This is a genomic window from Pseudomonas sp. P9_2, assembly GCF_034008255.1.
GTDB classification, from domain to species: domain Bacteria; phylum Pseudomonadota; class Gammaproteobacteria; order Pseudomonadales; family Pseudomonadaceae; genus Aquipseudomonas; species Aquipseudomonas synxantha_A.
The window spans coordinates 5,205,081-5,229,139 of sequence record NZ_CP125376.1 but is presented as its reverse complement, the minus strand read 5'-3'; the positions used below and the strand labels follow the sequence as shown (position 1 = coordinate 5,229,139).

Sequence of the window (24,059 nt, the reverse complement as noted above, 5' to 3'; positions counted from 1 at the left end):
GTCCGTATCGCTCCCCGTGCCAGCATTGTCCTGTCATCGCTAGCTGGCAAGATAGGGCCGAGCCCATGGAAAAGGATGCGCAGGCACTCAAGCACGGGTGTTTCAGCGCAGTTACGGACATGCAAGATTCTGAGACGCTGAGCTTCGGCCCCTACACCTTTCATCGGCAACAGCGCCTGGTCAGCAAGTCTGGCTGGCCGGTGCCGTTGGGCGGGCGGGCGTTGGATATTCTTGCGGTACTGCTGGAAGCGCCGGGGCACTTCATCAGCAAGGCCACCTTGATCGAGCGGGTCTGGCCCAACAGCGTCGTCGAAGACAATAACCTGCGCGTGCATATTGCCGCGTTGCGTCGGGCGCTGGACGGACAACGCCTGATCCTCAATCACCCCCAGCGTGGTTATTGCTTCGTCGGCCCCGTGCAAGCCACTGTGCCGACGCTGCCGGCCGCGCATAACCTGGCTGCCCGGCTCAGCCCGGTGTTCGGTCGCGAAGAGCTGGTGAGCCTGCTGGCGCGGCGCTTGTCCGGGCAACGCTTGCTCACCCTCACCGGTGTGGCCGGCGTCGGCAAAAGTACGCTGGCCCTGGTCCTGGCCGAGCGCGTGTTGCCGCGCTATCGCGACGGGGTGTGGTGGCTCGACCTGACCCAGGTGCAAACCCTTGGCGAACTGCTTGCCAGCGTTGCCACGGTCATGCAGTTCAAGCCCACTTACAGCCTCGATGAGGTGTCTCGCCAGTTGGCCTCGCACCAACTGCTACTGGTGCTCGACGGTGCCGACCTGTTGCTCGGCGCCTGTCGAAAGCTGGTGCGCGCACTGCGCGAAAGAGCGCCCGAGGTGAGTATCCTGATCAGCAGCCGCGAACCCTTGCTGGCGCCCGGCGAGTGGGTGTTGCGTGTACCTGCGCTGGCACTGCCTTCACCGTCGGCGTGCCGTAGTGTCGAGCAGGCCATGGAGTGTGCCGCGGTGCAGCTGTTTGTCGCCCGCGCCCGCGCCAGTCAGCAGGATTTTGTATTGCGGCCGCAGGACCTGGCGCCGTTGCGCGATATTTGTCGACGCCTGGACGGTATCCCATTGGCCCTCGAACTGGCGGCCGCCCAGGTCGATGCGCTGGGCATCGGCGCAGTGCAGCAGCAGTTGCGCAGCGGCCTGCAGGGGCTGACGCGCGGTCGCCGCACAGCGGTAGAGCACCATCGCTCATTGACCGCTGCCCTGGATTGGAGCTACGCGCGTCTGAGCCTGCCGCAGTGCTGGCTGTTCTTGCAGTTGGGCTTGTTCAAGATGGCGGTGACCTTGCCCACGTTGAGTGAGATGGTACGCGGTACCGAGCTTGAGCACGCCGACCTGACTTATCTGTTGGCGCGTCTGGTCAATACCTCGCTGCTGGTCATCGAGCCTGGGCTTGGCCCGCGGCGCTACCGGTTGCTCAACTGCGTGCGCAGCTATGCTTTGGCGCAACTGCGTGATCCGAGCCAGGTGCAGCGGTTGCAGCAAGGTTATGGAGACTGCCTGGATGCGTGTTCAGGCCGGCCGTTTGTCTTGCAACTGGTCGAGCAGGCCGCGCACGCGCATTAAGTCCTGGGTGGCGAAGCCTTCGGTAAATTGCGCGTGGATCGGGCTCAGCAGGTTCCTGGCAGCCAGGCTGCGCCCTTGCTGTTGCCACAGTTGCGCCAGGGAGTGCGCACATCGCAGCTCCCAGGCGAGCGCGCCTTGCTGGCGCGCCAGGCCAAGGGCCTGGAGCAAGAGGTCTTCAGCGACGCGCATATCACCTTGACGCGCCAACTGTTCGGCGCGCACCCGCAGGATTTCCGTGGCGCACCAGCCGGCAGCGCCACTGCGTGCCCTTTCGACGGCGGCCGCGTCGGCTTCACGGGAGCCGAGTGTGATCAAGGTATCCTCGATCAGTCCCAAACCCTGCAAATGGTTGTCACCCAGGATGCCGGCGTAATGCCCGGCCCAGGTCTGGAACAGTTGCACTGAATGCTTGTGGGATTGCTCCAGCAGCAGCGTTTGCAACGCGTGTGCGTCGTCTTCGGCGCCGTTGTAGCGGGCGATTACCACGCCGGCCAACGCCAGGGTGTAGCAGATCGACGTGCCGTGATTGATCTGCAGTGCCAGTTCCAGTGCCTGGCTGGCCGTGCGCCAGGCGCGCTCGGGAAAGCCCTGTAGCCACAGGATCCTCGCCAGGACGGTCAGGGATGCGACGTTCTGGTCGTATTGCACGCCAACGCCATGGGCGAAGCGGTTCACGTGGCCGCTGTGGGTCATGCGCTGCAGCACCTGCTCGGCATGGTGACGAGCAAGCGGCTGATTGCCCATGTAGTGCTGGCCCAGCGCGCGCAAGCGTTGGACGCTGAGGTCCAGCAGCGGTTCGGTGCGCGGGTCGAGGCGCTCGAACTGTACGCTTTGCTCCAGCGCCTCGGCATAGCGTCCGGCACACAGGTTCACGGCCATATGGCCTGAGACCGCACGCAACTGGCCGGCCAGGTCCTGATTCATTTCGGCCAGGCGTGCGGCACCCACGAAGGCTGCGACGGTCTGGGGCGCGGGGCCCAAGGCATGGTACGAGAGACTGCCCAAGGCCAACTGCAATTGCAGGGTCAATTGGGTGCAAGGGGCCTTGACCTGATCAATCAGCGCCAGCGCCTTGTGCACATAACCGCCGTGCTCGCGCAGTAACGACAGCTCCTGCCACAGCGGCATCGCACTGACCGTCAGGCGAATGGCCAACAGGTGCTCGTTTTCCTCGGTAAAGCTCCAGTCGAGTGCGGCGCGCACGTCCTCGCGCAGCGGTGCGTAACGGTCGATCCAGGGCTGCGTGGCGATCAGTTCCCAGTCGCCTTGCGCCTGTTCCATCAGCGCCAGGCACCTGGCGGCGTGGCGTTCGCGAGTGGCGTGCAGCTCGCCGGCCTGGCTGAGCTTTTCCAGGGCATAGGTGCGGGTAATATCCAGCAGGCGATAAACCACCTCGTCATCGCTGGCTTCCACATTCAACAGCGACTTGGCCACCAGTTGCGTGATGGAGCCCAGCACCTGGGCCGGGGCAATGTTTTCCCCGGCGATCACCGCCGCCGCGCTGACCAGGCTGAAACCACCGCGAAACACCGCGAGCCGGCGCAGGCAGATTTTTTCGCATTCGGTGAGCAAATCAAAACTCCAGTCGAGCGTAGCTCGCAGGGTTTGCTGGCGGGGCAGGGCACTGCGTCGCCCGCGGGTCAGCAGACGGAAGTTGTCCTCCATCTGCACCAGCAGCCCCTGCAAGCCAAAGCGTTCGATCTGCGCGGCGACCAGTTCGATCGCCAGGGGAATGCCGTCCAGGCGCTGACAAATATCGATTGCCAACGGCAGTTCGGCTTCGCTGAGGGCAAAGCTGTCCTGATGAGACATCGCCCGCTCGATCAGCAACTGCATGGCCGGGTAACCCAGGGCCTGGGCACGGTTGCCGGTGGCGGGCGGGCAGGCCAGCGGTTCGAGGCGTTGTACATGTTCACCCTCGGCGCGCAGGGCTTCGCGGCTGGTGCTGAGAATGTGCAGGTGCGGCGCATGGCGCAACAGGGTTTCGCTGATCAGGGCAATGTCGTCGAGCAGGTGCTCGCAATTATCGATCACCAGCAGCATCTGACGCGCCTGCAGGCTGCGGGCGAAGCTGACCAGTGGCGCATTTTCGCCGGGAGTGAGGCCGAGCAGGGCGGCGAGATTGGGCAGGATCATTGACGCGGCGCTCAGCGGCGCCAGGTCCAGCAGATGAATCCCATCGCGGTAATGCCCGATCAGCAATTCGGCGACACGCAGGGCCACGGTGGTCTTGCCGATGCCACCGGCGCCGGTCAGGGTGATGAAGCGTTGCTGCGGCAGTTGCTGCACCAGCGCGTCGATCAGGGCCTGGCGGCCGATCATTCGCGTGCGTCGCAGCGGCAGGTTATGGCGCGGGCGCTGGGGGGCGCCGTCGGTGGGTAGCGTCATCGGTTCGATGCTCAGTGGCGCAACAAAGCTGTAGCCGCGCTGGGCGACTGTGACGATATAGCGCTGCCCGGCCTGGCCGTCACCCAGCGCCTTGCGCAGCGCCGCCATGTGTACCCGCAGGTTGCCGTCTTCCACCACGCTGGTGGGCCAGACCCGCGCGATCAGCTCCTGCTTGCTTACCACATTGCCGGCCTGCTCCAGCAGGATCAGCAGGATATCCACCGCCCGCCGCCCCAGGCGCAACGGGCGACCGGCCTCCAGCACCAGGCGCTGGCGCGGGTGGATGCAGTAGGGGCCGAAGTGCACGGCCTGGTCGCTCAGGTCTGTCATGGTTGCCCAGGTTCTGGAGTAGGGGTTGGGCCAGCATATTCCAGCTGCGTCAAGACCACTAGGCGGCGATCACGGCAGGCTTGGAGCGCGAGTGGTGATTTCGCCAGGTCATCGGGTTCACGCCTTCGCTGCGCGTGAACATATGGCAGAAGTGCGCCTGGTCGCAGAATCCACATTCCAGGCTGATTTGCGTGAGGCTCAGGGACGAACCGGTGATCAATTCCTTGGCCCGCAGAATCCGCTGCTGGCGAATCCATTCCTGGGGCGACACCCCGGTGGTGCATTTGAAGGCGCGGGAGAAATGGCTGCGCGACAAGGCGCAGGCCTGGGCCAGGTCGGCGATGGCCAGGCTTTCGCCGAGGTTGGCGAGGATCAATTGCTTTGCGATGCGCTCGCGCCGGGGGCACAGGCCACCGGTGGCGGACAAACGAGGGGCATATTGCTCAAGTCGGGCCATGACAAATATCCGCAGTCGATGGGAGCGTTCCCGTGAATGGATGCAGTGTAGACGCGGCTTATCTTGTTGCCGAGCCGCCTGGCTGACGAGTTAATCGTTGTTAATTTCGCCAGGTGCCGTCGCATAAAAGACAGCACGGCTATGCAATCGCAGGCGTGCGGGACATGCTTTGCTTGCCCTCTGCAAATTGTCTGGATACCGCCATGAACCGCAACGACCTGCGTCGCGTCGATATGAACCTGCTGGTGATTTTCGAGGCCCTGATGTTCGAAAAAAACCTGACCCGGGTTGCCGAGAAGCTCTTCATGGGCCAACCGGCGGTCAGCGCGGCGCTGGGCCGTCTGCGCGATTTGTTCGACGACCCGTTGTTGCTGCGCAACGGTCGCGGTATGGAGCCCACGCCACGGGCGGTGGCAATACTCAAGGAGCTGCAACCGGCCATGGACACCATCTCCGGCGCCGTCAGCCGCGCCAAGGATTTCGACCCTTCCACCAGTTGCGCGGTGTTTCGCATTGGCCTGTCCGATGACGCCGAGTTCGGGCTGTTTCCCGCGTTGCTCAGCCAACTGCGCGAAGAGGCCCCGGGCATCATCGTGGTGGTGCGCCGGGCCAATTACCTGTTGATGTCATCGCTGCTGGCCAGCGGTGAAATTTCGGTCGGGGTGAGCTACACCACCGAACTGCCGGCCAATGCCAAGCGCAAGAAACTGCGGGATATTCCCTGCAAGGTGTTGCGCGGGGATGACGGTGAGGCGCCGCTGAGCCTGGATGACTACTGCGCCAGGCCCCATGCGATGGTGTCATTCTCGGGTGACCTGAGCGGCAATATCGACCTGGACCTGGCGCGCATCGGCCGCTCGCGGCGGGTGGTGCTGGCGGTGCCGCAGTTCAGCGGGTTGCGCGCGTTGCTGGCGGGAACGCAGATCATCGCGACCGTGCCGGACTACGCAGCGTGCGCGTTGACCGAAGGCACCCGCTTGCGGGCCGAGGATCCGCCGTTTGCGATTGATGCGGCGGAACTGTCGATGGTCTGGAGCGGGGTGCATGACAATGATCCGGCGGAGCGCTGGCTACGCGGGCGGATTGCCGAGCATATGGCGGCGAACTGAATGCCAAGTGACTGTCGGTGATCTCCTCCCACAGAAACCCAGACAGCACATACATCCAATTCCCAGTACCCCCGGCCCGGCAAACTCCTCCCATCGCTCAATCCTGCGGGGGAGTCACCCAATCATGGACCCAACACCTAAAACCAGCTCTGACGAAGTCGTCACGCTGGTCGTCAAGCACCGGGTCAAGCCCGGCCGTGAAACCGAGTACGAAGCCTGGCTACGCCGCATCGTGCGTATCGCTGGCGAACGCCCCGGCCACCTGGGCGTCGACGTGGTGCGCAGCCAGCAAAACGGCACGGCCCTGTTCACCTGCGTATTGCGCTATAGCTCCACCGATGCCCTGGAACTGTGGCTCGACTCCCCACAACGCCAGGCCCTGATCGACGAAGCCGCGCCGATGCTGGCTGACGGCGACCAGACTGAAATCGGCGGCGCCAATGAGTTCTGGTTCGCCCCTCAGGCCGACGGCGCCGCCAAGCCACCGCGCTGGAAGCAGGCGGTGGTGAGCCTGTTTGTGATCCTGCCGCAAACCTTGCTGCTGCCCATTATCTGGGGGCCGATCCTGCGGCTGCATCCGTTTTTGTCCAACTACGTGGTTTCGACCTTTTTGGTCACCCTCACCATCGTGCTGTTGGTGGTGTACCTGCTGATGCCGGCAGCCACCCGCTTGTTCGCTCCCTGGCTTGAAGCCTCTGTAAAGGAAACCCTATGAACGCCGATCTGATTCTGTTCAATGGCCAGTTCCACACCGTGGACCGGGAAAACCCACGCGCCAGCGCCGTCGCCATTCGCGACGGGCGCTTCGTCGCTGTCGGCACTGACGGCGAGGCCATGGCCCTGCGCGGCAGTGGCACCCAGGTGATCGACCTCAAGGGCCGCACCGTCATCCCCGGCCTCAACGACTCGCACCTGCACCTGATCCGTGGCGGGCTGAACTACAACCTCGAACTGCGCTGGGAGGGCGTGCCGTCCCTGGCCGATGCCTTGCGCATGCTCAAGGACCAGGCCGATCGCACGCCCACACCGCAATGGGTACGCGTGGTCGGCGGCTGGAACGAATTCCAGTTCGCCGAAAAACGTATGCCCACCCTGGAAGAACTCAACCAGGCCGCGCCGGATACCCCGGTGTTCGTGCTGCACCTGTACGACCGCGCCTTGCTCAACCGTGCGGCGCTGCGCGTGGCCGGCTACACCAAGGACACGCCGAACCCACCGGGCGGCGAGATCGTACGTGACAGCAACGGCAACCCCACCGGGATGCTGGTGGCGCGGCCCAACGCGATGATTTTGTATTCGACCTTGGCCAAAGGCCCAAAACTGCCGCTGGAATACCAGGTCAACTCCACCCGCCAATTCATGCGCGAACTCAATCGCCTGGGCCTGACCAGCGCTATCGATGCCGGCGGTGGTTTCCAGAACTACCCGGACGATTACGCGGTGATCGAGCAACTGGCCAAGGACCAGCAGTTGACGGTGCGCATCGCCTACAACCTGTTCACCCAGAAGCCGAAGGAAGAACTCAGCGACTTCAAGAACTGGACCGGCAGCGTGACCCTGCATCAGGGCGACGACTACCTGCGCCACAACGGTGCCGGGGAGATGCTGGTGTTCTCCGCTGCGGACTTCGAAGACTTCCTCGAACCACGTCCGGACCTGCCGCTGACCATGGAACAGGAGCTGGAACCGGTGGTGCGCCACCTGGTGGAACAGCGCTGGCCGTTCCGCCTGCACGCCACTTACGACGAATCCATCTCGCGTATGCTCGACGTGTTCGAGAAGGTCAACCGTGACATTCCGTTCAATGGCCTGCCGTGGTTCTTCGACCACGCCGAAACCATCACCCCGAAAAACATCGAACGGGTGCGCGCCCTCGGCGGTGGTATTGCGATCCAGGATCGCATGGCGTTCCAGGGTGAGTACTTTGTCGAGCGCTATGGCGCCAAGGCCGCCGAAGCCACGCCACCGATCAAGCGCATGTTGGCCGAAGGCGTGCCGGTAGGGGCGGGCACCGATGCCACGCGGGTCTCCAGCTATAACCCCTGGACCTCGTTGTACTGGATGGTCAGCGGGCGCACGGTCGGCGGCCTGGAGCTGCATGCCGAGGGCTTGCCGCGCCTTACCGCGCTGGAGTTGTTTACCCACGGCAGCGCCTGGTTCTCGTCCGAGCAGGGCAAGAAAGGCCAGATCAAGGTCGGTCAGTTGGCCGATGTCGCAGCGCTGTCGGCGGACTTTTTCAGTGTCGATGAAGAGGCCATCAAGTGGATCGAGTCGGTACTCACCGTGGTCGGCGGCAAGGTCGTCTACGGCACTGGCGACTTCGAAGATTACGCACCGCCGCGCGTGCCGGTGCTGCCGGACTGGTCGCCGGTGGCCAAGGTGCCGGGGCACTGGCGCCCGACTTCGCCGATGCAGGCGCAGGTACATCAGTGCAGCGGCCCGTGCGGCGTGCACGCCCACAGCCATGAAAAAGCCCGTCTTTCCAGCGTGCCGGTCAGCGACTTCCAGGGCTTCTGGGGTGCGTTTGGCTGCTCATGCTTTGCCTTTTAATCCAGAAACCCAAGGAGTTACCCCATGACTTACAAGCGCTTGAACAAAGATGACGCCGTTGTCCTGCTGGTCGATCACCAGACCGGTCTGATCTCCCTGGTGCAGGATTTTTCCCCCAACGAATTCAAGAACAACGTGCTGGCCCTGGCCGATGTAGCCAAGTTCTTCAACCTGCCGACCATCCTGACCACCAGCTTTGAAAGCGGCCCCAACGGCCCACTGGTTCCGGAACTCAAGGCACTGTTCCCGGACGCGCCGTACATCGCTCGCCCTGGCCAGATCAACGCCTGGGACAACGAAGAGTTCGTCAAGGCCGTCAAGGCCACGGGCCGCAAGCAGATCATCATTGCCGGTGTGGTGACGGATGTGTGCGTTGCCTTCCCGACCCTGTGCGCCCTGGCCGAAGGCTTCGAGGTGTTTGTGGTCACTGACGCCTCCGGCACCTTCAACGAGACCGTGCAACAAGCTGCCTGGGCACGTATGACCGCCGCCGGTGCGCAACTGGTGAACTGGTTCTCGGTGGCCTGCGAGCTGCAAGTGGACTGGCGCAACGACATGGAAGGCCTGGCCAACCTGCTGTCGCCGCGCATCCCCAACTACCGCAACCTGATGAACAGCTACTCGGCGTTTACTGCCAAGTAAGCGGATCTGCCAGGTGTAAGTAATCCCCTGTGGGAGGGTAATGCTTTTGCAGGAGCGAGCTTGCTCGCGAAAAACTGATAGGCGCCGCGTTCATTCAGGAAACACGCGTTATCGTTGACGTTTTTCGCGAGCAAGCTCGCTCCTACGGGGGAGCGTTGGGGCAAGCCTCCTCCCACATCAGGTTTGTGGTGTGCCTCTGAACCCGCTATAAAACAGCCCATCGTCCACCGAGTAGCGACAATGAACCCCTTCGAAGACATGCGCCTGTTCTGTCAGGTCATGGAGTCCGGCAGTTTCACCGCCGCCGCCGAGCAACTGGGCCTGTCCAAGCAATTTGTCAGCCGCCGCCTGATCCAGCTGGAAGAACGCCTGGGCGTGCGCCTGCTCAATCGCTCCACGCGGCGCCTGGATGTCACGCCGCTGGGCCAGAGTTACTACGAATCCGCCTTGCGCCTGCTCAGTGATGTCGAGCAGGTGGAGCAGGGCATTGCCGGGCAGAACAGCGAACCGCGCGGCACGATTCGCCTCAGTGCGCCGCTTTCGTTTGCCATGGCGCACTTGGGTTGCCTGCTGCCGCTGTTCCTGCAGCGCTATCCCGACGTGTCGGTGGAGGTAGATCTCAGCGACCGCCCGGTAGACCTGATCGGCGAAGGCTACGACTTGGTGCTGCGGATCGGCACCCTGGAAGACTCCACCTTGATCGCCCGTCGTATCGCCAGCATCCCGAGGGTGTATTGCGCCAGCCCCGATTACCTGGCTTTGCGCGGCACGCCGCAAAAACCTGACGACCTTGCCGACCACGATTGCCTGCCCTACGGTCACGGCCGCCAGGTGCAATGGCGCTTCAAGGGCAAGCTGCAAGCGCTGAATGTGAGCGGGCGCATGCGGGTCAACAACGGCGATTTGCTGCGTGACACCGCCATTGCCGGGCTGGGGGTTACCTACCTGCCGACGTTCATAGTCGGCGAGGCATTGAAGGACGGTCGCCTGGTCAGCGTATTGGACGAGTTCGCGCCCGAAGCCCTGACGTTGTCGGCGGTGTACCCCCAGCACCGGCAGAGTTCACGGCCGGTACAGGCGTTGGTCGAGTTCCTGCGTGAACGCCTGGCTGGCGGCTGCTGATACGTGTGGGAGCAGGCAGGCCAGCTCCTGTAATTTGAATAGCGTCAGGCGTTTGCTACGTTGGTTAATTCAAGGCCTGCCACATACCGCTCCAGATTCGCCAGGAACGTATCCGCAATCTCCTCCTTGCTGTTGGTAGAAATCGCCGACGTATGCGGCGACAACCGCACCCTGGGATGGGTATACAGCGGATGCCCGTCCGGCAATGGCTCTGGCTCGGTCACGTCGAGCGATGCCAGCCCGATCTGCCCGTTATCCAGCGCCTCCAGCAGCGCCTCCTGATCCAGCAAGCCACCGCGTGCGATGTTGATCAGGTGCAGCCCCGGCTTGGCGCTGCCTAGTACGTCACGGTTGATAACGTGCCGCGTTGCCTCGGTCAGTGGTGCCGCCACCACCAGATGGTCGGCGCGGGCGAACAGGTCGTGGATGTCAGTGGCGGCCTCCACGCCGGCGCTGAACGGAGCCTGGCTCTGACGCAGCGCGATCACCTTGAGGCCAAGGCCCAGGGCTTTTTGCGCCAGGCTTTCGCCAATCGCCCCAAAGCCAAAGATACCCAGGGTGGTCCCTTTGAGCGGGCGCAGGGCGGTGAAATTCCACTGCGAGTCTTTCACCCAGATGTCCGGCAGGTGTTTGGCGGCGGCAAAGATTGCTGCCAGGGCGAATTCGGCCAGGTTGTCGGCCGCGCTGCCCCGGGACGTGCTCACAGGCGGGCCGTTGAACAGCCACTGCGGGTAAAAGTCGATGCCCGATGACACCAGGTGCACCCATTGCGCGCCGTACGGCCAGCCCGGTGGGGGCGTGTCGGGGGCGATATAGCCGCGCACATTGATCGGGCGCAACAGCAGGATATTGGCCTGGGGTGGCAGGTCGTTCGGCGCACCCACCGGCACACCGATCACCTGAGCTTGGGGGTGCAGCGGCGCCAGTCGTTCGCGAATGACCTGGTTGAAGTCTTCGTCCAACTGGCTGGCAATTATCACGTGGCTCATGGGCGCTCCTTCTGGTGTTGGGTGAACACGGCTCTGCCGACACCTTGCAGCACGGCGTCGTTTTGTGGGGTATGCACGCGGCTGCACAGCACATCGCGGTAATGCCGTTGCAGTGGGCTATGGCGTGACAAGCCTGGGTTGCCCGAGGCTTCGATGGCCAGCTCGACGGCGCGGATCGCGTTACCGGTCACCAGGTATTTCAATTGTGCGGCGTTGGCGGCCGGCGTGTGGCCTTGGGCGGCAGCCTCAAGCAGGCTGCGATTGGCGAACAGCAAGGTGTCGATATGGCCGACGGTTTCCTGAAAGCGCGGCAAAGTGGACAGCGCAGCCCCCAGGTTGGATGGCTTGCGCTCTTGCAGCCAGTTCACCAACCAGTCCCGCGCCGCCTGGGCCACCGCGTCGTAAACCGACGACAGCAGCACTGACATCCACAGCAAGCCTTCGCCATCCAGTTCCGGCTGCGGCGCGCTAAAGGGGCTGACGCTGACGGCGTGGTCCAGTGGCACCAGTACGTTGTCGAGCACCACCTCGTGGCTGCAAGTGGCGCGCATACCCAGGTGATCCCAGGTGTCGATGATGCTCACGCCGGGGCTGTCCTTGGCCACCAGCCAGGCGCCCACCAGCGGGTCTGCGTCGTCGCTGCGCGCCCATACGCTGAACCAGCTCAAGCCATGGCTGCCGGTGGAGTAGAGTTTGCGCCCGCTGATACGCCAGCCGTCAACGGTGCGCACGGCGGTGGTGGCGGGTAAACCGCCACGGGCCGGTGTGCCCAGGTCCGGCTCGACGCGCAGGGCATTGATCAGCGCACCGTTGCGCACCGCGTCCTCGGCGACGCGTACGCGCAGGTGCCGGGGCCAGGTTTTGCTGTCTTGCAGGCGGGCGTGTTGCAGGTACTGCATCACCAGGATCAGCGCCGTGGAGGGCTCGCCCTTGGCGACGGCGCTGATGGCCTTGCGCGCCTGGGCCAGGCTGGCACCGCCGCCGCCGAGGGCGCTGGGGACGGTGAGGGCGACCAGGCCGTGTTGGTGCAACAGGTTGAAGTTGGCGTGGGGGAAGGCGCCGCTTTCGTCATAGGCATGAGCGGTCCCGGCCAGTTCGGCGCTGAGGCGGGTGAGCGTGGTGTCGAAATCGACGACGTCTACAGCGCGTAGAGACGAGTGAGTCATCAGCATGTACTCGGTCAAGTGTGGGAGGGGGGCTGGGCCGGGGCTCGCACTGCATCCCTCTTTAGCGCGAGGCTTGGTCGAGGGTGGCACGCTTGGCGTTAAAGCTTGGGTCGAAGCCCTGGGAGACATCGATGCGGTTGGGCAGCAGCCCCTCTTTTACATACGTGTCGGCGGTGGCTTGCAGGCCGCTGATCACCGCGTCGTCAATCGCGACCGGCGACAGGTGAGTGTCCTTGGCCACTTCGATATGCACGGCCAGCGGCAAGCCGGTGATCCTGGCCTGGGCGGCGGCATACTCATCGGGGTGGGCGTTGGCCCAGGCGTAGGCGCGGTCAACCCGTGCGACAAAGTCGTCCAGTTGCGCGCGCTTGTCGGCAATGGCCTGGCCGGTCGCAGCGAAGTACAGATGATTGCTCAGCAGGTGTTTACCGCTGACCAGCACGCGAGCGTTGCTCTGTGAGGTGACCACGGTGGTGTACGGGTCCCAGGTGGCCCAGGCGTCTGCAGTGCCGTTGTCCAGCACCAGCCGCGACTCGGCAGGCAGCAGGAATATGAACTGCACATCCTGAGTGCTCAGGCCCGCATCGTTCAGGGCCCTGATCGCCAGGTAATGCCCGATGGAGCCGCGCCCGGTGACGATTTTCTTGCCTTTGAGATCGGCCGCGGTCTTGATCGGCGAGTCCTTGGGCACCAGCAGTGCGGTGGTGTTACGCCCTTGTGCATGGATGATGCTGATCACTTTGAGCGACGCGCCGGCGCCCAGAGCGAACACATAAGGAGCGTCACCAAGCGCGCCGACATCCACGGCGCCGGCATTCAGCGCTTCGCCCAAGGGCGAGGCCGAGGGGAATTCCGACCACTTGATTTCGTAGGGCACGTTGCGGGTTTCGCCAGAGGCTTGCAGCAGCGCCTTGATCGTGGATTTCTGGTTGGCCACGCGCAGCGGTTGCAGGTCGGCAGCCTGTACGCTGGACAGCAGGCCGAGGGCCAGGGCGGCGCCCAGTAGCAGGTGTTTGAAAGGGATGGCGTACAGCATGGGACACACTCCAGGCGTTGGATAAGGGGGATACCTCCACCTGGAGAAGGGGTCGGATAGGCGAAAACGATGCAGCAGCAGCTCAGATCACGTAGAAACCATGGGTGCCGTCGCGGGCCAGTTGCTCGACCAGGCCGAACTCCCAATCCAGGTAAGCCTGCATGGCTTCCCGTGGATTGTCGGTGCCTTCGTAGGGGCGACGGTAGCGATCGATACGCGGTGAGGCGAGGTGGGTTTCGCCTTCCTCCAGGGGCAGTTGCGCGGCGATCCAGGCGGCAGTGCCGTCCTGCAACACGAACACCTGCTGGCCGGTCAGCGCTTGTACCTCGGCCACCGCCAGGCGCGCCAATTGGCTGCTGCCGCAGGTCAATACGTAGCGCTGGGCACGCGGCACCTTGGCCAGGGCCTGAGGCAGTTGCGCACGCAGCACCCACCAGGCACCGGGTATATGGCGTTTGACGTAATTGGCGCTCGCGGTGAAGTCCAGCACCACGGTGTCACCATGGCCCAGCCAGTCGGCGAGGGTGTGCGGGCTGATCAGTTCGGCCTGGGGTGGCGCAGGCACTGGCGCGACCCACCCGCCGCGTTCGCTGAAGTGCTCGGCTTGCAGGTCATCCAGCACATGCACTTGCCAACCCAACTGAGCCAGCCAGGAGGCGGACATATTGGCACGCACGCCGTCGTCATCGACCAGCACCAGGCGCGCACCGCGGACGCTGGCGACATGATCGGTCTCCTGCACCAGTTGCCCGCCGGGTGTGGCGCGTGCCCCGGGCAGGTGCCCGGCTTCGAATTCTTCAAGGGTGCGCACATCGAACAGGTAGGTGGTGCGCGTCGTGTCCTGCTGCCAGTGGTGTAGATCGTCAAGGGTGGCGCGGCCGACGCGGGCCTTGTCGGCGACACGGCGTGCAGCCTCGGCGGCGAGTTGGCGATGTTCCTCTGGCGTTGGCGCGAAGCGGCGGGCTTGGTTGTGGGCAAGTGTTTGCCCGGCCAGGGTCCAGCCGATGGTGCCGTTGCGTAGCGCCGCAACCGGGTTGGGAAGGCCGGCATTGATCAACGACTGGGTACCGATAATGCTGCGGGTGCGCCCGGCGCAGTTGACGATAATGCGCGTGGCCGGGTCTGGCGCCAGTTCGCGGGCGCGCAAGACCAGCTCCGCACCCGGCACGCTGATACCGGTGGGAATACTCATGGTCTGGTATTCGTCGAAACGGCGGGCATCGAGCACCACCACATCGGCCTGGCTGTCGAGCAGGGCCTGGACTTCTTCGGCGGCCAGGGACGGCGTGTGGCGCTGGCTTTCGACCAGCTCGCCAAAGGCTTTGCTCGGCACGTTGACGTCGATAAACAGCTCGCCACCCGCGCGGCGCCACCCGTCCAGTCCCCCCTCAAGCAGGCTGACCTGGGTGTAGCCCAGCTCAAGTAGACGTTCGGCAGCGCGGCTGGCCAGCCCTTCACCGTTGTCATACAGGGTGACCTGGGTATCGCGGCGTGGAATGCGTGCGTACACCTCCAGTTCCAGCTTGGACAGCGGGATATTGGCGGCGAACAACGGGTGGGACTCGGCAAACGGCGCCTCTTCACGCACGTCGATCAACGCCAGCTCCTCACGGTCCAACAGGGCCTGGCGAATCTGGGCAAAGCTGCGGGTCGATACGGTGGTCATAGGGCAGGGCTCTTTTCTTTGGACAGGTCCCAGATGTTCGGGAGCGAGGCGTTGGAATAACCGGAGATAAACAATTTTTCGCTGCCGTCGGGCTGGTACACCGCACGGCGTACCGCACCGATATTGGCGCCGTATACATGGATGCTGATGGATACCTGATCGCGGTGGGCATTGCTGACCTGATGGATATCGCCGATCTTGGGCGATACCGCCTCGACCTGGCCCGGCAGCAGCTGGACGGGTGAGCCTTGCGCCACCAGGCTGCCGTCGGGCGCACGTGCAAAGCCCTGGGAAAACTCAGCGCCCCGCAACATGCCGATCAGCCCCCACACCCGATGGTCATGAATCGGCGTGCTTTGCCCTGGCCCCCACACAAAACTGACCAGGCTGAAACGCTGGCGCGAATCGGCATGCAGCAAAAATTGCTGATAGCGCTCGGGATCGGGCTGGGCGAACTCGTCGGGGAGCCAGTCATCATGGCTGACCAGTTGCGCCAGCAGCTTGCCGCCGCGGTGCAGCAGGTCACCTTCACGTGGGTTGGCGTCGATCAATTCCGCCAGGGCGCCTATGAAGGCTCTGAGTCTTTCGGGGTGTCGGGCCTGGGGCATGACCATTCCATCGTGCTGTTGTGATGGGTTTATATAAGCATAATGTTTATAGTTAATATGCTATTTTTTAATGATTAGCTTATAGCCACAGGTAATTTAGAACCGCCGTGAATAGCGTTAGACGTTATCGATCCCAAGGCGGGCTATCCAGAGCGGTGCGCGACAACTATGCTTCACGCACATCTTAATGACTGATCTCTATGTGCGGCCCAAATGAAAATTGACGATATCGATGCCTTTGTCGAAGTGATTCGTTGCCAGTCCATCAGCCATGCCGCCGAGTCGTTGCAACTGACCCAGCCGGCTATTACCCGCCGTGTGCAGAACTTTGAGCAGGCACTGGGGGTGGAGCTGTTCGACCGCAACACCAAACCCCTCAAGCCGACGCTGATCGGCACTCGCGTCTATGAACAATGCCGGCTGATCCTGCGCGAGATGGATGCCCTGCGCGAACTGGTGGCCACCGATGCACCGCCCACCGGCGTGTTACGCCTGGGCGTCCCGCAAACCATTGGCGATGTGGTGTTGCTGGATGCGCTCAAGCACCTGCGCACTGAATACGCCGACCTGCGCGCCCAGGTTGCCACCGGTTGGGGCAGCCAACTGGTCGGCAAGATCGAACGCGGCGAACTGGATGCGGCGGTGGCGTTGTTCCCGGCGGGCAAGATTTTCCCGGACAACGTTGTCGGCGAGTCCATCGGCAAGATGGAGCTGGTGGTGGTCTGTGCCAAGGCGCAGCTGCCGAAGAAGCCGTGCAAACTGGCGGACGTATACCAGAACGGCTGGATCCTCAACCCGGATGGTTGCGGCTTCCGTGCCGGGTTGCAACGCACCTTGTCGGACCAGGGCCTGGCGTTGCGGGTCAACCTGGAAACCTTCGGCACGGAGTTGCAACTGGGCCTGGTGGCGGATGGGCTGGGCCTTGGCCTGGTGCCACGTCCGTTGTTGGAACGCAGCGCTCAGCGCGAGCACCTGGCAGTGATGCCGCTCAAGGATTTCAAACCGGTGATGGATTTGTGGCTGATCTATCCGCACTTTCTCGGCAACCTGCAAGGACCGGTGGATGCGTTCGGGCAATGGGTGGCGGCTTCTTTGCACAAGGTTCGCGCAGTGGCGTGATATGAAAAAAAATAATAATTAGCTTAGATTAAAATGTGCTTTTTATTATTTTTTTGCTTCCCCTAGGCTGGCCTGACGTCCTTAAGGCCATCCAGGAAGTTTTGTCATGAGCAGCGTCACCTCGCTATCGAGTGTTTCCAATACTGTCCGCCAACGTGTTACGCCAGAGGAATGGGAGGTGCGTGTCAAACTGGCCGCCGCCTATCGCCTGGCCGCCCTGTACAAGTGGACCGACCATATCTATACCCATTTCTCGGCCCGTGTGCCGGGGCCCGATGAGCATTTCCTGATTAACGCCTTTGGGCTGTTGTTCGATGAAATCACTGCGTCCAACCTGGTTAAGGTCGATCTGGACGGCACTCTCGTCGATGATCCTACGGGCCTTGGCATCAACTACGCCGGTTATGTGATCCACAGTGCCATTCACGGCGCGCGCCACGATTTGCAAGCGGTGCTGCACACCCATACCCGCGACGGCATTGCCGTGTCGGCGCAGAAGGGCGGCTTGCTGCCGATCTCCCAGCACGCCATTGCGTTCTCAGGGCGCGTGGCCTACCACGGCTATGAAGGCGTGGCCCTGGACCTGGACGAGCGCGAGCGGCTGGTCGCGGATTTGGGCGACAAGAGCGTGATGATCCTGCGCAACCATGGCTTGTTGACGGCGGGTGTCAGCGTCGAGCACGCCTTTCAGCAACTGCAAGGCCTGGAGCGCGCGTGCAATATCCAGATTGCTGCGCAGGCGGCGGGGAATGCCGAGTTGGTTTTCCCGCCCGCAGAGGTGGTAGCCAAGGTCGAGCAGCAGGCCAAGGTGTTCAGCAATGGGGAAGGGCCGGGCGTGGCACGGCATTGGAATGCGCTGGTGCGGCAGTTGGAGCGCACCGATACCGACTACAAAAACTGATCCTGAGTGCACAGCAAATCAAATGTGGGAGGGAGCAAGCCCCCTCCCACATTTTTTACGACTTGCTGTGTGCCTAAGCCACTTGCTGGGCCTGTTCTCTCTCTGCGACCAACTGGCGGGTGAGGGGAATCAACTTCTTGCCATAGTCGATCGCATCATTGAGCGGATCAAACCCGCGAATCAGGAAAGTGGTAATCCCCAGGTCGTAATAATCCAGCAGCGCCTCGGCCACTTGCTCCGCCGTGCCCACCAGCGAGGTGGAATTACCCTGCGCCCCAAGTAACCCGGCAATTCCCGTCCACAAGCGCTTATCCAGCCGCGACCCCTGCGCCGCCGCCGCCAGCAAGCGCCGCGAGCCTTCATTCGGCGGTTCACGGCGCACAAAACCATGCTGCTCGGCCAGCGCCGTGGCCTGCTGCAGAATCTGCTCGGCACGTTGCCACGCCAGTTCCTCGGTCTCGGCGAGGATCGGGCGCAATGACAGGCTGAAGCGAATCGTGCGCCCATGCCTGGCCGCTTCTGCCCGCACCTGGGTCACCACTTCGCGTACCTGTTCATAGGTCTCCCCCCACAGCGCATACACATCCGCGTGCTTGCCGGCCACTGCGATCGCAGCAGCTGAGGAACCGCCAAAGTACAGTGGAATATGCGGTTGTTGCGGCGACTTCACCGTGGAGTGCGCGCCTTGCACTTGGTAGTACGTGCCGGTGAAGTCGAAGGGATGCTCGCTGGTCCATTCCTGGCGCACCACGTCCAGGTACTCTTCGGTGCGCGCATAGCGCTCGTTCTTGCCGATATGGCTGCCATCGGCACGCAGTTCCTGGTCATCGCCACCGGTGATGATGTGCACGGCGGTACGCCCTCCGTTGAACACATCCAGCGTGGCGAACTGGCGAGCAGCCAATGTGGGTTGGGCAAAACCCGGGCGGTGGGCGATAAGAAATTGCAGTCGGGTGGTGACGCTGGCCGCATGGGCCGCGATCAACGTGCTGTCCGGGCTGTTGGAATGGAATGCCACCAGGGCGCGGTCGAACCCCGCCGTTTCGTGGGCACGGGCGACGGTTTCAACGTAGTCCGGTTGCAGAGTCGGGCCGCTGCGCGGGTGGATTTCCGAGGCGTGATGGCCGCCGATATAGCCGATGAATTCGATGCTCATGGTCAGGTCCTTGTCGAGGTCGGTAAACAAGCCTCCACCGGGCAGGGGGTCGGTCCGTCGCATGAAAGTAGGGCTCACGGGCCAATCTGTAAAATGCCGATTGGTTCTAACCTAATTATAAAATTAAAGAATAATTATGATTGATTATTATAGAAGATGCTTTTTGGCTTTGATCTCAAATGGAGAGCGTTTATAGATAAGGCCTCTAAAACGTGGCGCATTTCTAATGCCTCGCCTTGGCTCGACAGCGCCTGCAAATGAACTACCTTGAGTGACGAGCCCTCCCAATCGGTACTCAAGTATGCGCAGCTTATGGACGCGGTATCTGGCGTTGCTGGAAAACGACCTGAGCACCCAGATTTTCGACAACGTGAAGAACCTGTTGGTGTGCGCGCTGTTGTTTGCGGCGGGTACCGATACGTTGATGGGGCGACGTGAGTTATTTATCGGGGTGTTCGCCTCCAACGTCGCTGGCTGGGGGCTGATTATCCTGTCGGCGTTGTTGATGTTGTTGAATGTCAGTGACGGTATCCGCCGACTCGCCAGGTTGCCTTATCACCTGGCGCTGCAAGTGTTATTGATCCTGGTGTATGTGGTGATTGCAGAGCGGGTGGTAGAGATTGTGTGGGGCTTCCGCGCTCATTAACGTATCCTCCGCGCCTCGCTTATCACTGATTTAAACAAAGATGACAGGACAAGACATGCAGGCGCTGCTGGAGTCGATTCTCGACGAAGTGCGCCCCCTGATCGGCCTCGGCAAAGTGGCCGACTACATCCCTGCGCTGGCCGACGTGCCCGCCGACCAACTGGGCATTGCGGTCTACGGCAACGATGGCACGGCCTACAGCGCCGGTGATGCCGACACGCTGTTCTCGGTACAAAGCATCTCCAAGGTCTTCAGCCTGGTGCAGGCCATTGATCACGGCGGCGAAAGCATCTGGGAACGCCTGGGCCATGAGCCCTCGGGGCAACCGTTCAACTCCATGGTGCAACTGGAATTCGAACGCGGCCGCCCGCGCAATCCGTTTATCAATGCCGGCGCCCTGGTGATCTGCGACATCAACCAATCGCGCTTTGCGGTGCCGATCTTGTCGATGCGCGACTTTGTACGGCGCCTGTCGGGTAACCCGCAGATCCTGGTCAACAGCGTGGTCGCCGAATCCGAAGCCCAGCACGGTGCGCGCAATGCGGCCATGGCCTACCTGATGAAATCCTTCGGTAACTTCCATAACGACGTGCATGCAGTGCTGCACAGTTACTTCAATTACTGCGCGTTGCAGATGAGCTGCCTGGACCTGGCCCGGGCCTTCAGTTTCTTGGCCAATGAAGGCGTGAGCGCCCACAGTGGCGAGCAGATCTTGACGGCGCGGCAGACCAAGCAGGTCAACTCGATCATGGCCACCAGCGGGCTGTATGACGAGGCGGGCAATTTTGCCTATCGCGTCGGGTTGCCGGGCAAGAGCGGGGTAGGCGGGGGGATCGTCGCGGTGGTGCCTGGGCAGTTCACGGTATGTGTGTGGTCGCCGGAGTTGAACGCGGCGGGGAACTCGCTGGCGGGGATGAAGGCGTTGGAATTGTTGAGTGAGCGGATTGGGTGGTCGGTGTTTTAGGGGCGCGGTGGAACGCTGAATAACAGGCGCCATAAAAACGGAATGTGGGAGGGGGCTTGCATCTTCAGTGTTCTGGGGAGTGATGTACGGCCTGGCTTTATGTGGCGGGGCAGGCTTCACCAAGACTTTGTCTACCCGCAACTGCGCGCCTTCAGCATCCGGCAGATGCCCAGCGTTCATCCAGGCTGCCTGCGTCATCCTTGACGATCTTCGCGAGCAAGCTCGCTTCAGGAGGCTAGCAGCGCCGCTTTTTGAGTTGCGGCACAATCATGCCCACCTCACGCTGGTAGCGTTGATAGGGCTCACCAAACAGCTGCACCAGATCCCTTTCTTCGAAACGGGCACCCACGAACAAATAAACCGACATCCCCAGTGCGAACAACAGATGGCCTGCCGTCATATGCGGGGTTGCCCAGAGCGCGATCAAAAACCCCAGGTACATCGGGTGACGCACGACCCGGTAGAGCAGCGGCGTTTTAAATATCGCCGCCTTTTGTGGGGCGTTTCGCCAATGATCAAAGGCCTGTTTTAACCCGAACAGTTCGAAGTGACTGATCAGGAAGGTTGCCAGCAACACCAAGCCCCAGCCCAGCCAGAACAGACCTGACAACAGTGCCTTGGCCCAAGCCGCTTCAACCTCCCAGACGGTGTATGGAATGGGTTGCCACAGCCAGAACGTCACCCCAAGCACCAGGCTACTGAGCAGCACATAGGTGGAGCGTTCAGCCACAGGTGCAATGAGCGCGATCATTCTATCCTTGAAGCTTCTACGCGCCATGAGGCTGTGCTGGACACCGAACAGGATCAACAGTAGCCCGTTGATCAGCACAGCAGTCGGCCAGTCGACAGCTGGCCCATCGTTAATGTTCTTGGGCACCAGCACGCCACCTGTGAAGCCTATGAGGTATAAAACTGCGGCCAGGAAAATCAGGTAGCAGGCGATGCTGTAGAGCAGACAGAGCAGATGCACTGTCAGGCTGTTGGTTTGTTTTTGCGGGCGCATGGACGACTCCTTTCGCACATGGTGACGGGGGAAGTGAGTCAGGCTAGTGGAGTTTGCCCTGCCCGTAACCTGTGAGAATTGACAGTTGCTTAGACGGATTGGCGATGAGTTTTCACGAGTTTGAGAGGTGTGCGAGCCTAAAAAATGCGCCCCTGAGGGCGCATTCTTTTGTCAGTCAGCTATCGCCTGTCAGGCAATCGCATCCCAGGCACGATCACCGTTCTCGTCCTTGATCCGAGTCGGCAACCCCATCACATCCAGCGCCTTGAGGAACGGCTCAGCCGGCAGTTCCTCAACGTTGGCCATGTGCTTCACGTCCCATTCGCCACGGGCAACCAGCAGCGCAGCGGCTACGGGTGGAACGCCTGCGGTGTAGGAGATGCCTTGGCTGTCGGTCTCGGCATACGCCTCTTCGTGATCAGCCACGTTGTAGATGAACATCTCGCGTGGCTGGCCGCCTTTGGTGCCTTTGACCAGGTCGCCGATGCAGGTCTTGCCGGTGTAGCCCGGGGCAAGCGATGACGGGTCGGGCAGCACGGCCTTGACCACTTTCAACGGCACCACTTCCAGGCCTTCGGCGGTCTTGACCGGTTTTTCCGAGAGCAGGCCGAGGTTTTTCAGCACGGTGAACACGTTGATGTAGTGCTCGCCAAAGCTCATCCAGAACCGCACGTTGGGCACGTCGAGGTTTTTCGACAGCGAGTGCACTTCATCGTGGCCGGTGAGGTAGAGGTTTTGCGAGCCGACTACCGGCAGGTCGTCGGTACGTTTGACTTCGAACATGGTGTTGCTGGTCCACTGGCTGTTCTGCCAGCTCCACACCTGCCCGGTGAATTCGCGGAAGTTGATTTCCGGATCGAAATTGGTGGCGAAGTATTTGCCATGGGAGCCGGCATTGACGTCGAGAATGTCGATCGAATCAATGCGGTCGAAATGCTGTTGCTGCGCCAGCGCGGCGTACGCGTTGACGACACCTGGGTCGAAGCCCACGCCAAGGATGGCGGTGATGTTCTTCTGTTTGCACTCTTGCAGGTGGTTCCATTCGTAGTTGCCGTACCACGGCGGGGTCTCGCAGACCTTGCCCGGCTCTTCGTGGATGGCAGTGTCGAGGTAGGCAACGCCCGTGTCGATGCAGGCACGCAGCACCGACATGTTGAGGAACGCGGAACCTACGTTGATGACGATCTGCGACTCGGTCTCGCGGATCAGGGCCTTGGTCGCTTCCACGTCCAGGGCGTTCAGCGCAAAGGCCTGGATATCGGCGGGTACCTTGAGGCTACCCTTGGCCTTGACGCTGTCGATGATGGCCTGGCATTTGGAGATGTTGCGCGACGCGATAGCAATACGACCGAGTTCGTCGTTGTGCTGCGCGCACTTGTGGGCCACCACCTTGGCGACACCTCCTGCACCAATGATAAGAACGTTCTTTTTCAATTGCTTTATTTCTCCTATATCCGCCAGCTTAGGAAAGGCTGGACAGGTAGTCGTCGTAACCAAATTCACGAACCACCTCGACTGTACCGTCGAGTTGTTTCACTACGATGGACGGCATTTTCAGGCCGTTGAACCAATTTTTCTTGACCATGGTGTAGCCCGCGGTGTCGATGAACGACAGCCGATCGCCGATGGCCAGCGGACGATCAAATTGATACTCGCCGAAGATGTCCCCGGCCAGGCAGGATTTGCCGCACACCATGTAGGTATGTTCGCCCTCGCTCGGCGCCAGCTTGGCGTTGAGGCGATAGATCAGCAGGTCCAGCAGGTGGGCTTCGATGGAGCTGTCTACTACGGCGAGGTTCTTGCCGTTGTAGAGGGTGTCGAGCACGGTGACTTCCAGGGAGGCGCTGTTGGTGATCGCAGCTTCCCCCGGTTCCAGGTACACCTGCACGCCATACTTCTCGGAAAACGCCTTCAAGCGCGCGCAGAACGCGTCCAGTGCATAGCCTTCACCGGTGAAATGGATGCCGCCGCCGAGGCTGACCCACTTGACCTTGTGCAGCAGCCCACCGAAGCGTTCCTCGATGGTGCCGAGCATCTTGTCGAACAGGCTGAAGTCGCCGTTCTCGCAGTTGTTGTGGAACATGAAGCCGGAGATCTGATCGATCACGCCATCGATCTTCACCGGGTCCCACTCGCCCAGGCGGCTGAACGGGCGCGCAGGGTCGGCCAGCAGGTAATCGGAGCTGCTCACCTGCGGGTTTACGCGCAGGCCACGGGTCTTGCCTTCGCTGCGCTCGGCAAAGCGCTGCAGCTGGCTGATGGAGTTGAAGATGATCTTGTCGCAGTTCTCGAGCATCTCTTCGATTTCATCGTCGGCCCAGGCCACGCTGTAGGCGTGCGCTTCACCTTCGAACTTCTGGCGACCGAGCTTCAACTCGTACAGCGACGACGAGGTGGTGCCGTCCATGTATTGCTGCATCAAGTCGAACACCGACCAAGTGGCAAAACACTTGAGCGCCAGCAGAGCCTTGGCGCCGGACTGCTCGCGCACGTAGGCAATCTTCTGCATGTTGACCAGAAGCTTCTGTTTATCGATGAGGTAGTACGGCGTTTTGATCATTTTTGAGAGCCTGCGGCGGTGCCTGCCAAAAAAGGACACGCATTGTGCCCGCACTTGGGGCAGATCGAAAGGTTAG

The 24,059-nt window shown here is 61.9% G+C and carries 21 protein-coding genes; 10 read left to right on the top strand and 11 right to left on the bottom strand.

Annotation, left to right across the window (positions count from 1 at the left end; genetic code table 11):
* Positions 1-65 precede the first annotated feature (65 nt).
* On the top strand, positions 66-1,571 hold the full coding sequence (locus QMK52_RS23155; RefSeq protein WP_320403482.1) for a winged helix-turn-helix domain-containing protein: 1,506 nt from the start codon (positions 66-68) through the stop codon (positions 1,569-1,571).
* Here the strand turns inward: QMK52_RS23155 and QMK52_RS23150 are convergent.
* Together QMK52_RS23150 and QMK52_RS23145 are read right to left on the bottom strand one after the other, a co-directional pair.
* Positions 1,518-4,289: an ATP-binding protein gene (locus QMK52_RS23150; RefSeq protein ID WP_005787658.1), complete on the bottom strand. Its 2,772-nt coding sequence runs from the start codon at positions 4,287-4,289 to the stop codon at positions 1,518-1,520. The genes QMK52_RS23155 and QMK52_RS23150 overlap by 54 nt on opposite strands.
* A gap of 58 nt (positions 4,290-4,347) precedes the next feature.
* Positions 4,348-4,746: a helix-turn-helix domain-containing protein gene (locus tag QMK52_RS23145; RefSeq protein WP_005787660.1), complete on the bottom strand. Its 399-nt coding sequence runs from the start codon at positions 4,744-4,746 to the stop codon at positions 4,348-4,350.
* A 203-nt stretch (positions 4,747-4,949) separates the two neighbouring features.
* On the opposite strand from QMK52_RS23145, the gene QMK52_RS23140 reads away from it, so the two are divergent.
* The 5 genes from QMK52_RS23140 to QMK52_RS23120 all read left to right on the top strand — a co-directional run bounded on the left by QMK52_RS23140 (position 4,950) and on the right by QMK52_RS23120 (position 10,169).
* Positions 4,950-5,855, top strand: coding sequence for a LysR family transcriptional regulator (locus QMK52_RS23140; RefSeq protein ID WP_005787661.1), 906 nt, complete (start codon positions 4,950-4,952; stop codon positions 5,853-5,855).
* A 124-nt stretch (positions 5,856-5,979) separates the two neighbouring features.
* Positions 5,980-6,570: an antibiotic biosynthesis monooxygenase gene (locus QMK52_RS23135; protein ID WP_005787663.1), complete on the top strand. Its 591-nt coding sequence runs from the start codon at positions 5,980-5,982 to the stop codon at positions 6,568-6,570.
* The gene (locus QMK52_RS23130) at positions 6,567-8,405 is read left to right on the top strand and encodes an amidohydrolase (RefSeq protein WP_005787664.1); all 1,839 of its coding nucleotides are present in this window, start codon (positions 6,567-6,569) and stop codon (positions 8,403-8,405) included. Before QMK52_RS23135 ends, QMK52_RS23130 begins: the two co-directional genes overlap by 4 nt.
* A 24-nt stretch (positions 8,406-8,429) precedes the next feature.
* The gene (gene ycaC / locus QMK52_RS23125; protein WP_005787666.1) at positions 8,430-9,047 is read left to right on the top strand and encodes an isochorismate family cysteine hydrolase YcaC; all 618 of its coding nucleotides are present in this window, start codon (positions 8,430-8,432) and stop codon (positions 9,045-9,047) included.
* Between the two features lie 240 nt (positions 9,048-9,287).
* Positions 9,288-10,169 (top strand): LysR family transcriptional regulator, encoded by an 882-nt coding sequence (locus QMK52_RS23120; RefSeq protein WP_005787668.1) that lies wholly within the window; start codon positions 9,288-9,290, stop codon positions 10,167-10,169.
* Between the two features lie 44 nt (positions 10,170-10,213).
* Here the strand turns inward: QMK52_RS23120 and QMK52_RS23115 are convergent, their stop codons facing one another.
* The 5 genes from QMK52_RS23115 to QMK52_RS23095 form a co-directional block, all read right to left on the bottom strand.
* On the bottom strand, positions 10,214-11,158 hold the full coding sequence (locus QMK52_RS23115) for a D-isomer specific 2-hydroxyacid dehydrogenase family protein (protein WP_005787669.1): 945 nt from the start codon (positions 11,156-11,158) through the stop codon (positions 10,214-10,216).
* Positions 11,155-12,324 (bottom strand): acyl-CoA dehydrogenase family protein, encoded by a 1,170-nt coding sequence (locus QMK52_RS23110; protein ID WP_320403481.1) that lies wholly within the window; start codon positions 12,322-12,324, stop codon positions 11,155-11,157. Before QMK52_RS23110 ends, QMK52_RS23115 begins: the two co-directional genes overlap by 4 nt.
* Before the next feature lie 61 nt (positions 12,325-12,385).
* Positions 12,386-13,360: an ABC transporter substrate-binding protein gene (locus tag QMK52_RS23105; protein ID WP_005787673.1), complete on the bottom strand. Its 975-nt coding sequence runs from the start codon at positions 13,358-13,360 to the stop codon at positions 12,386-12,388.
* Positions 13,361-13,442: 82 nt separating this feature from the next.
* On the bottom strand, positions 13,443-15,026 hold the full coding sequence (locus QMK52_RS23100; RefSeq protein ID WP_320403480.1) for a rhodanese-related sulfurtransferase: 1,584 nt from the start codon (positions 15,024-15,026) through the stop codon (positions 13,443-13,445).
* Positions 15,023-15,634 carry a cysteine dioxygenase gene (locus tag QMK52_RS23095; RefSeq protein ID WP_005787676.1) on the bottom strand — a complete coding sequence of 204 codons (612 nt, stop codon included), beginning with the start codon at positions 15,632-15,634 and terminating at the stop codon, positions 15,023-15,025. The genes QMK52_RS23100 and QMK52_RS23095 overlap by 4 nt, the downstream gene beginning before the upstream one ends.
* A gap of 213 nt (positions 15,635-15,847) precedes the next feature.
* On the opposite strand from QMK52_RS23095, the gene QMK52_RS23090 reads away from it, so the two are divergent.
* Both QMK52_RS23090 and QMK52_RS23085 read left to right on the top strand, forming a co-directional pair.
* Entirely contained in the window at positions 15,848-16,753 is a 906-nt protein-coding gene (locus tag QMK52_RS23090; RefSeq protein WP_005787677.1) for a LysR family transcriptional regulator, read from the top strand.
* 106 nt (positions 16,754-16,859) lie between these two features.
* Complete coding sequence (locus tag QMK52_RS23085; protein ID WP_005787679.1) at positions 16,860-17,654, top strand: class II aldolase/adducin family protein; 795 nt, start codon at positions 16,860-16,862, stop codon at positions 17,652-17,654.
* 73 nt (positions 17,655-17,727) lie between these two features.
* Here the strand turns inward: QMK52_RS23085 and QMK52_RS23080 are convergent, their stop codons facing one another.
* Positions 17,728-18,810, bottom strand: coding sequence for an LLM class flavin-dependent oxidoreductase (locus QMK52_RS23080; protein ID WP_194440668.1), 1,083 nt, complete (start codon positions 18,808-18,810; stop codon positions 17,728-17,730).
* A 301-nt stretch (positions 18,811-19,111) separates the two neighbouring features.
* Here QMK52_RS23080 and QMK52_RS23075 point away from each other — a divergent pair, with 301 nt between their 5' ends.
* Positions 19,112-19,456: a hypothetical protein gene (locus QMK52_RS23075; protein WP_005787683.1), complete on the top strand. Its 345-nt coding sequence runs from the start codon at positions 19,112-19,114 to the stop codon at positions 19,454-19,456.
* 55 nt (positions 19,457-19,511) lie between these two features.
* The gene (gene glsB, locus QMK52_RS23070) at positions 19,512-20,420 is read left to right on the top strand and encodes a glutaminase B (RefSeq protein ID WP_005787684.1); all 909 of its coding nucleotides are present in this window, start codon (positions 19,512-19,514) and stop codon (positions 20,418-20,420) included.
* Positions 20,421-20,655: 235 nt separating this feature from the next.
* Here glsB and mddA read toward each other — a convergent pair whose 3' ends face one another.
* From mddA to QMK52_RS23055, 3 genes are all read right to left on the bottom strand, one after another.
* On the bottom strand, positions 20,656-21,423 hold the full coding sequence (gene mddA / locus QMK52_RS23065) for a methanethiol S-methyltransferase (protein WP_320403479.1): 768 nt from the start codon (positions 21,421-21,423) through the stop codon (positions 20,656-20,658).
* Positions 21,424-21,612: 189 nt separating this feature from the next.
* Positions 21,613-22,857 carry a saccharopine dehydrogenase family protein gene (locus tag QMK52_RS23060; protein WP_320403478.1) on the bottom strand — a complete coding sequence of 415 codons (1,245 nt, stop codon included), beginning with the start codon at positions 22,855-22,857 and terminating at the stop codon, positions 21,613-21,615.
* Between the two features lie 28 nt (positions 22,858-22,885).
* Positions 22,886-23,983, bottom strand: coding sequence for a carboxynorspermidine decarboxylase (locus QMK52_RS23055; RefSeq protein ID WP_320403477.1), 1,098 nt, complete (start codon positions 23,981-23,983; stop codon positions 22,886-22,888).
* Positions 23,984-24,059 lie beyond the last annotated feature (76 nt).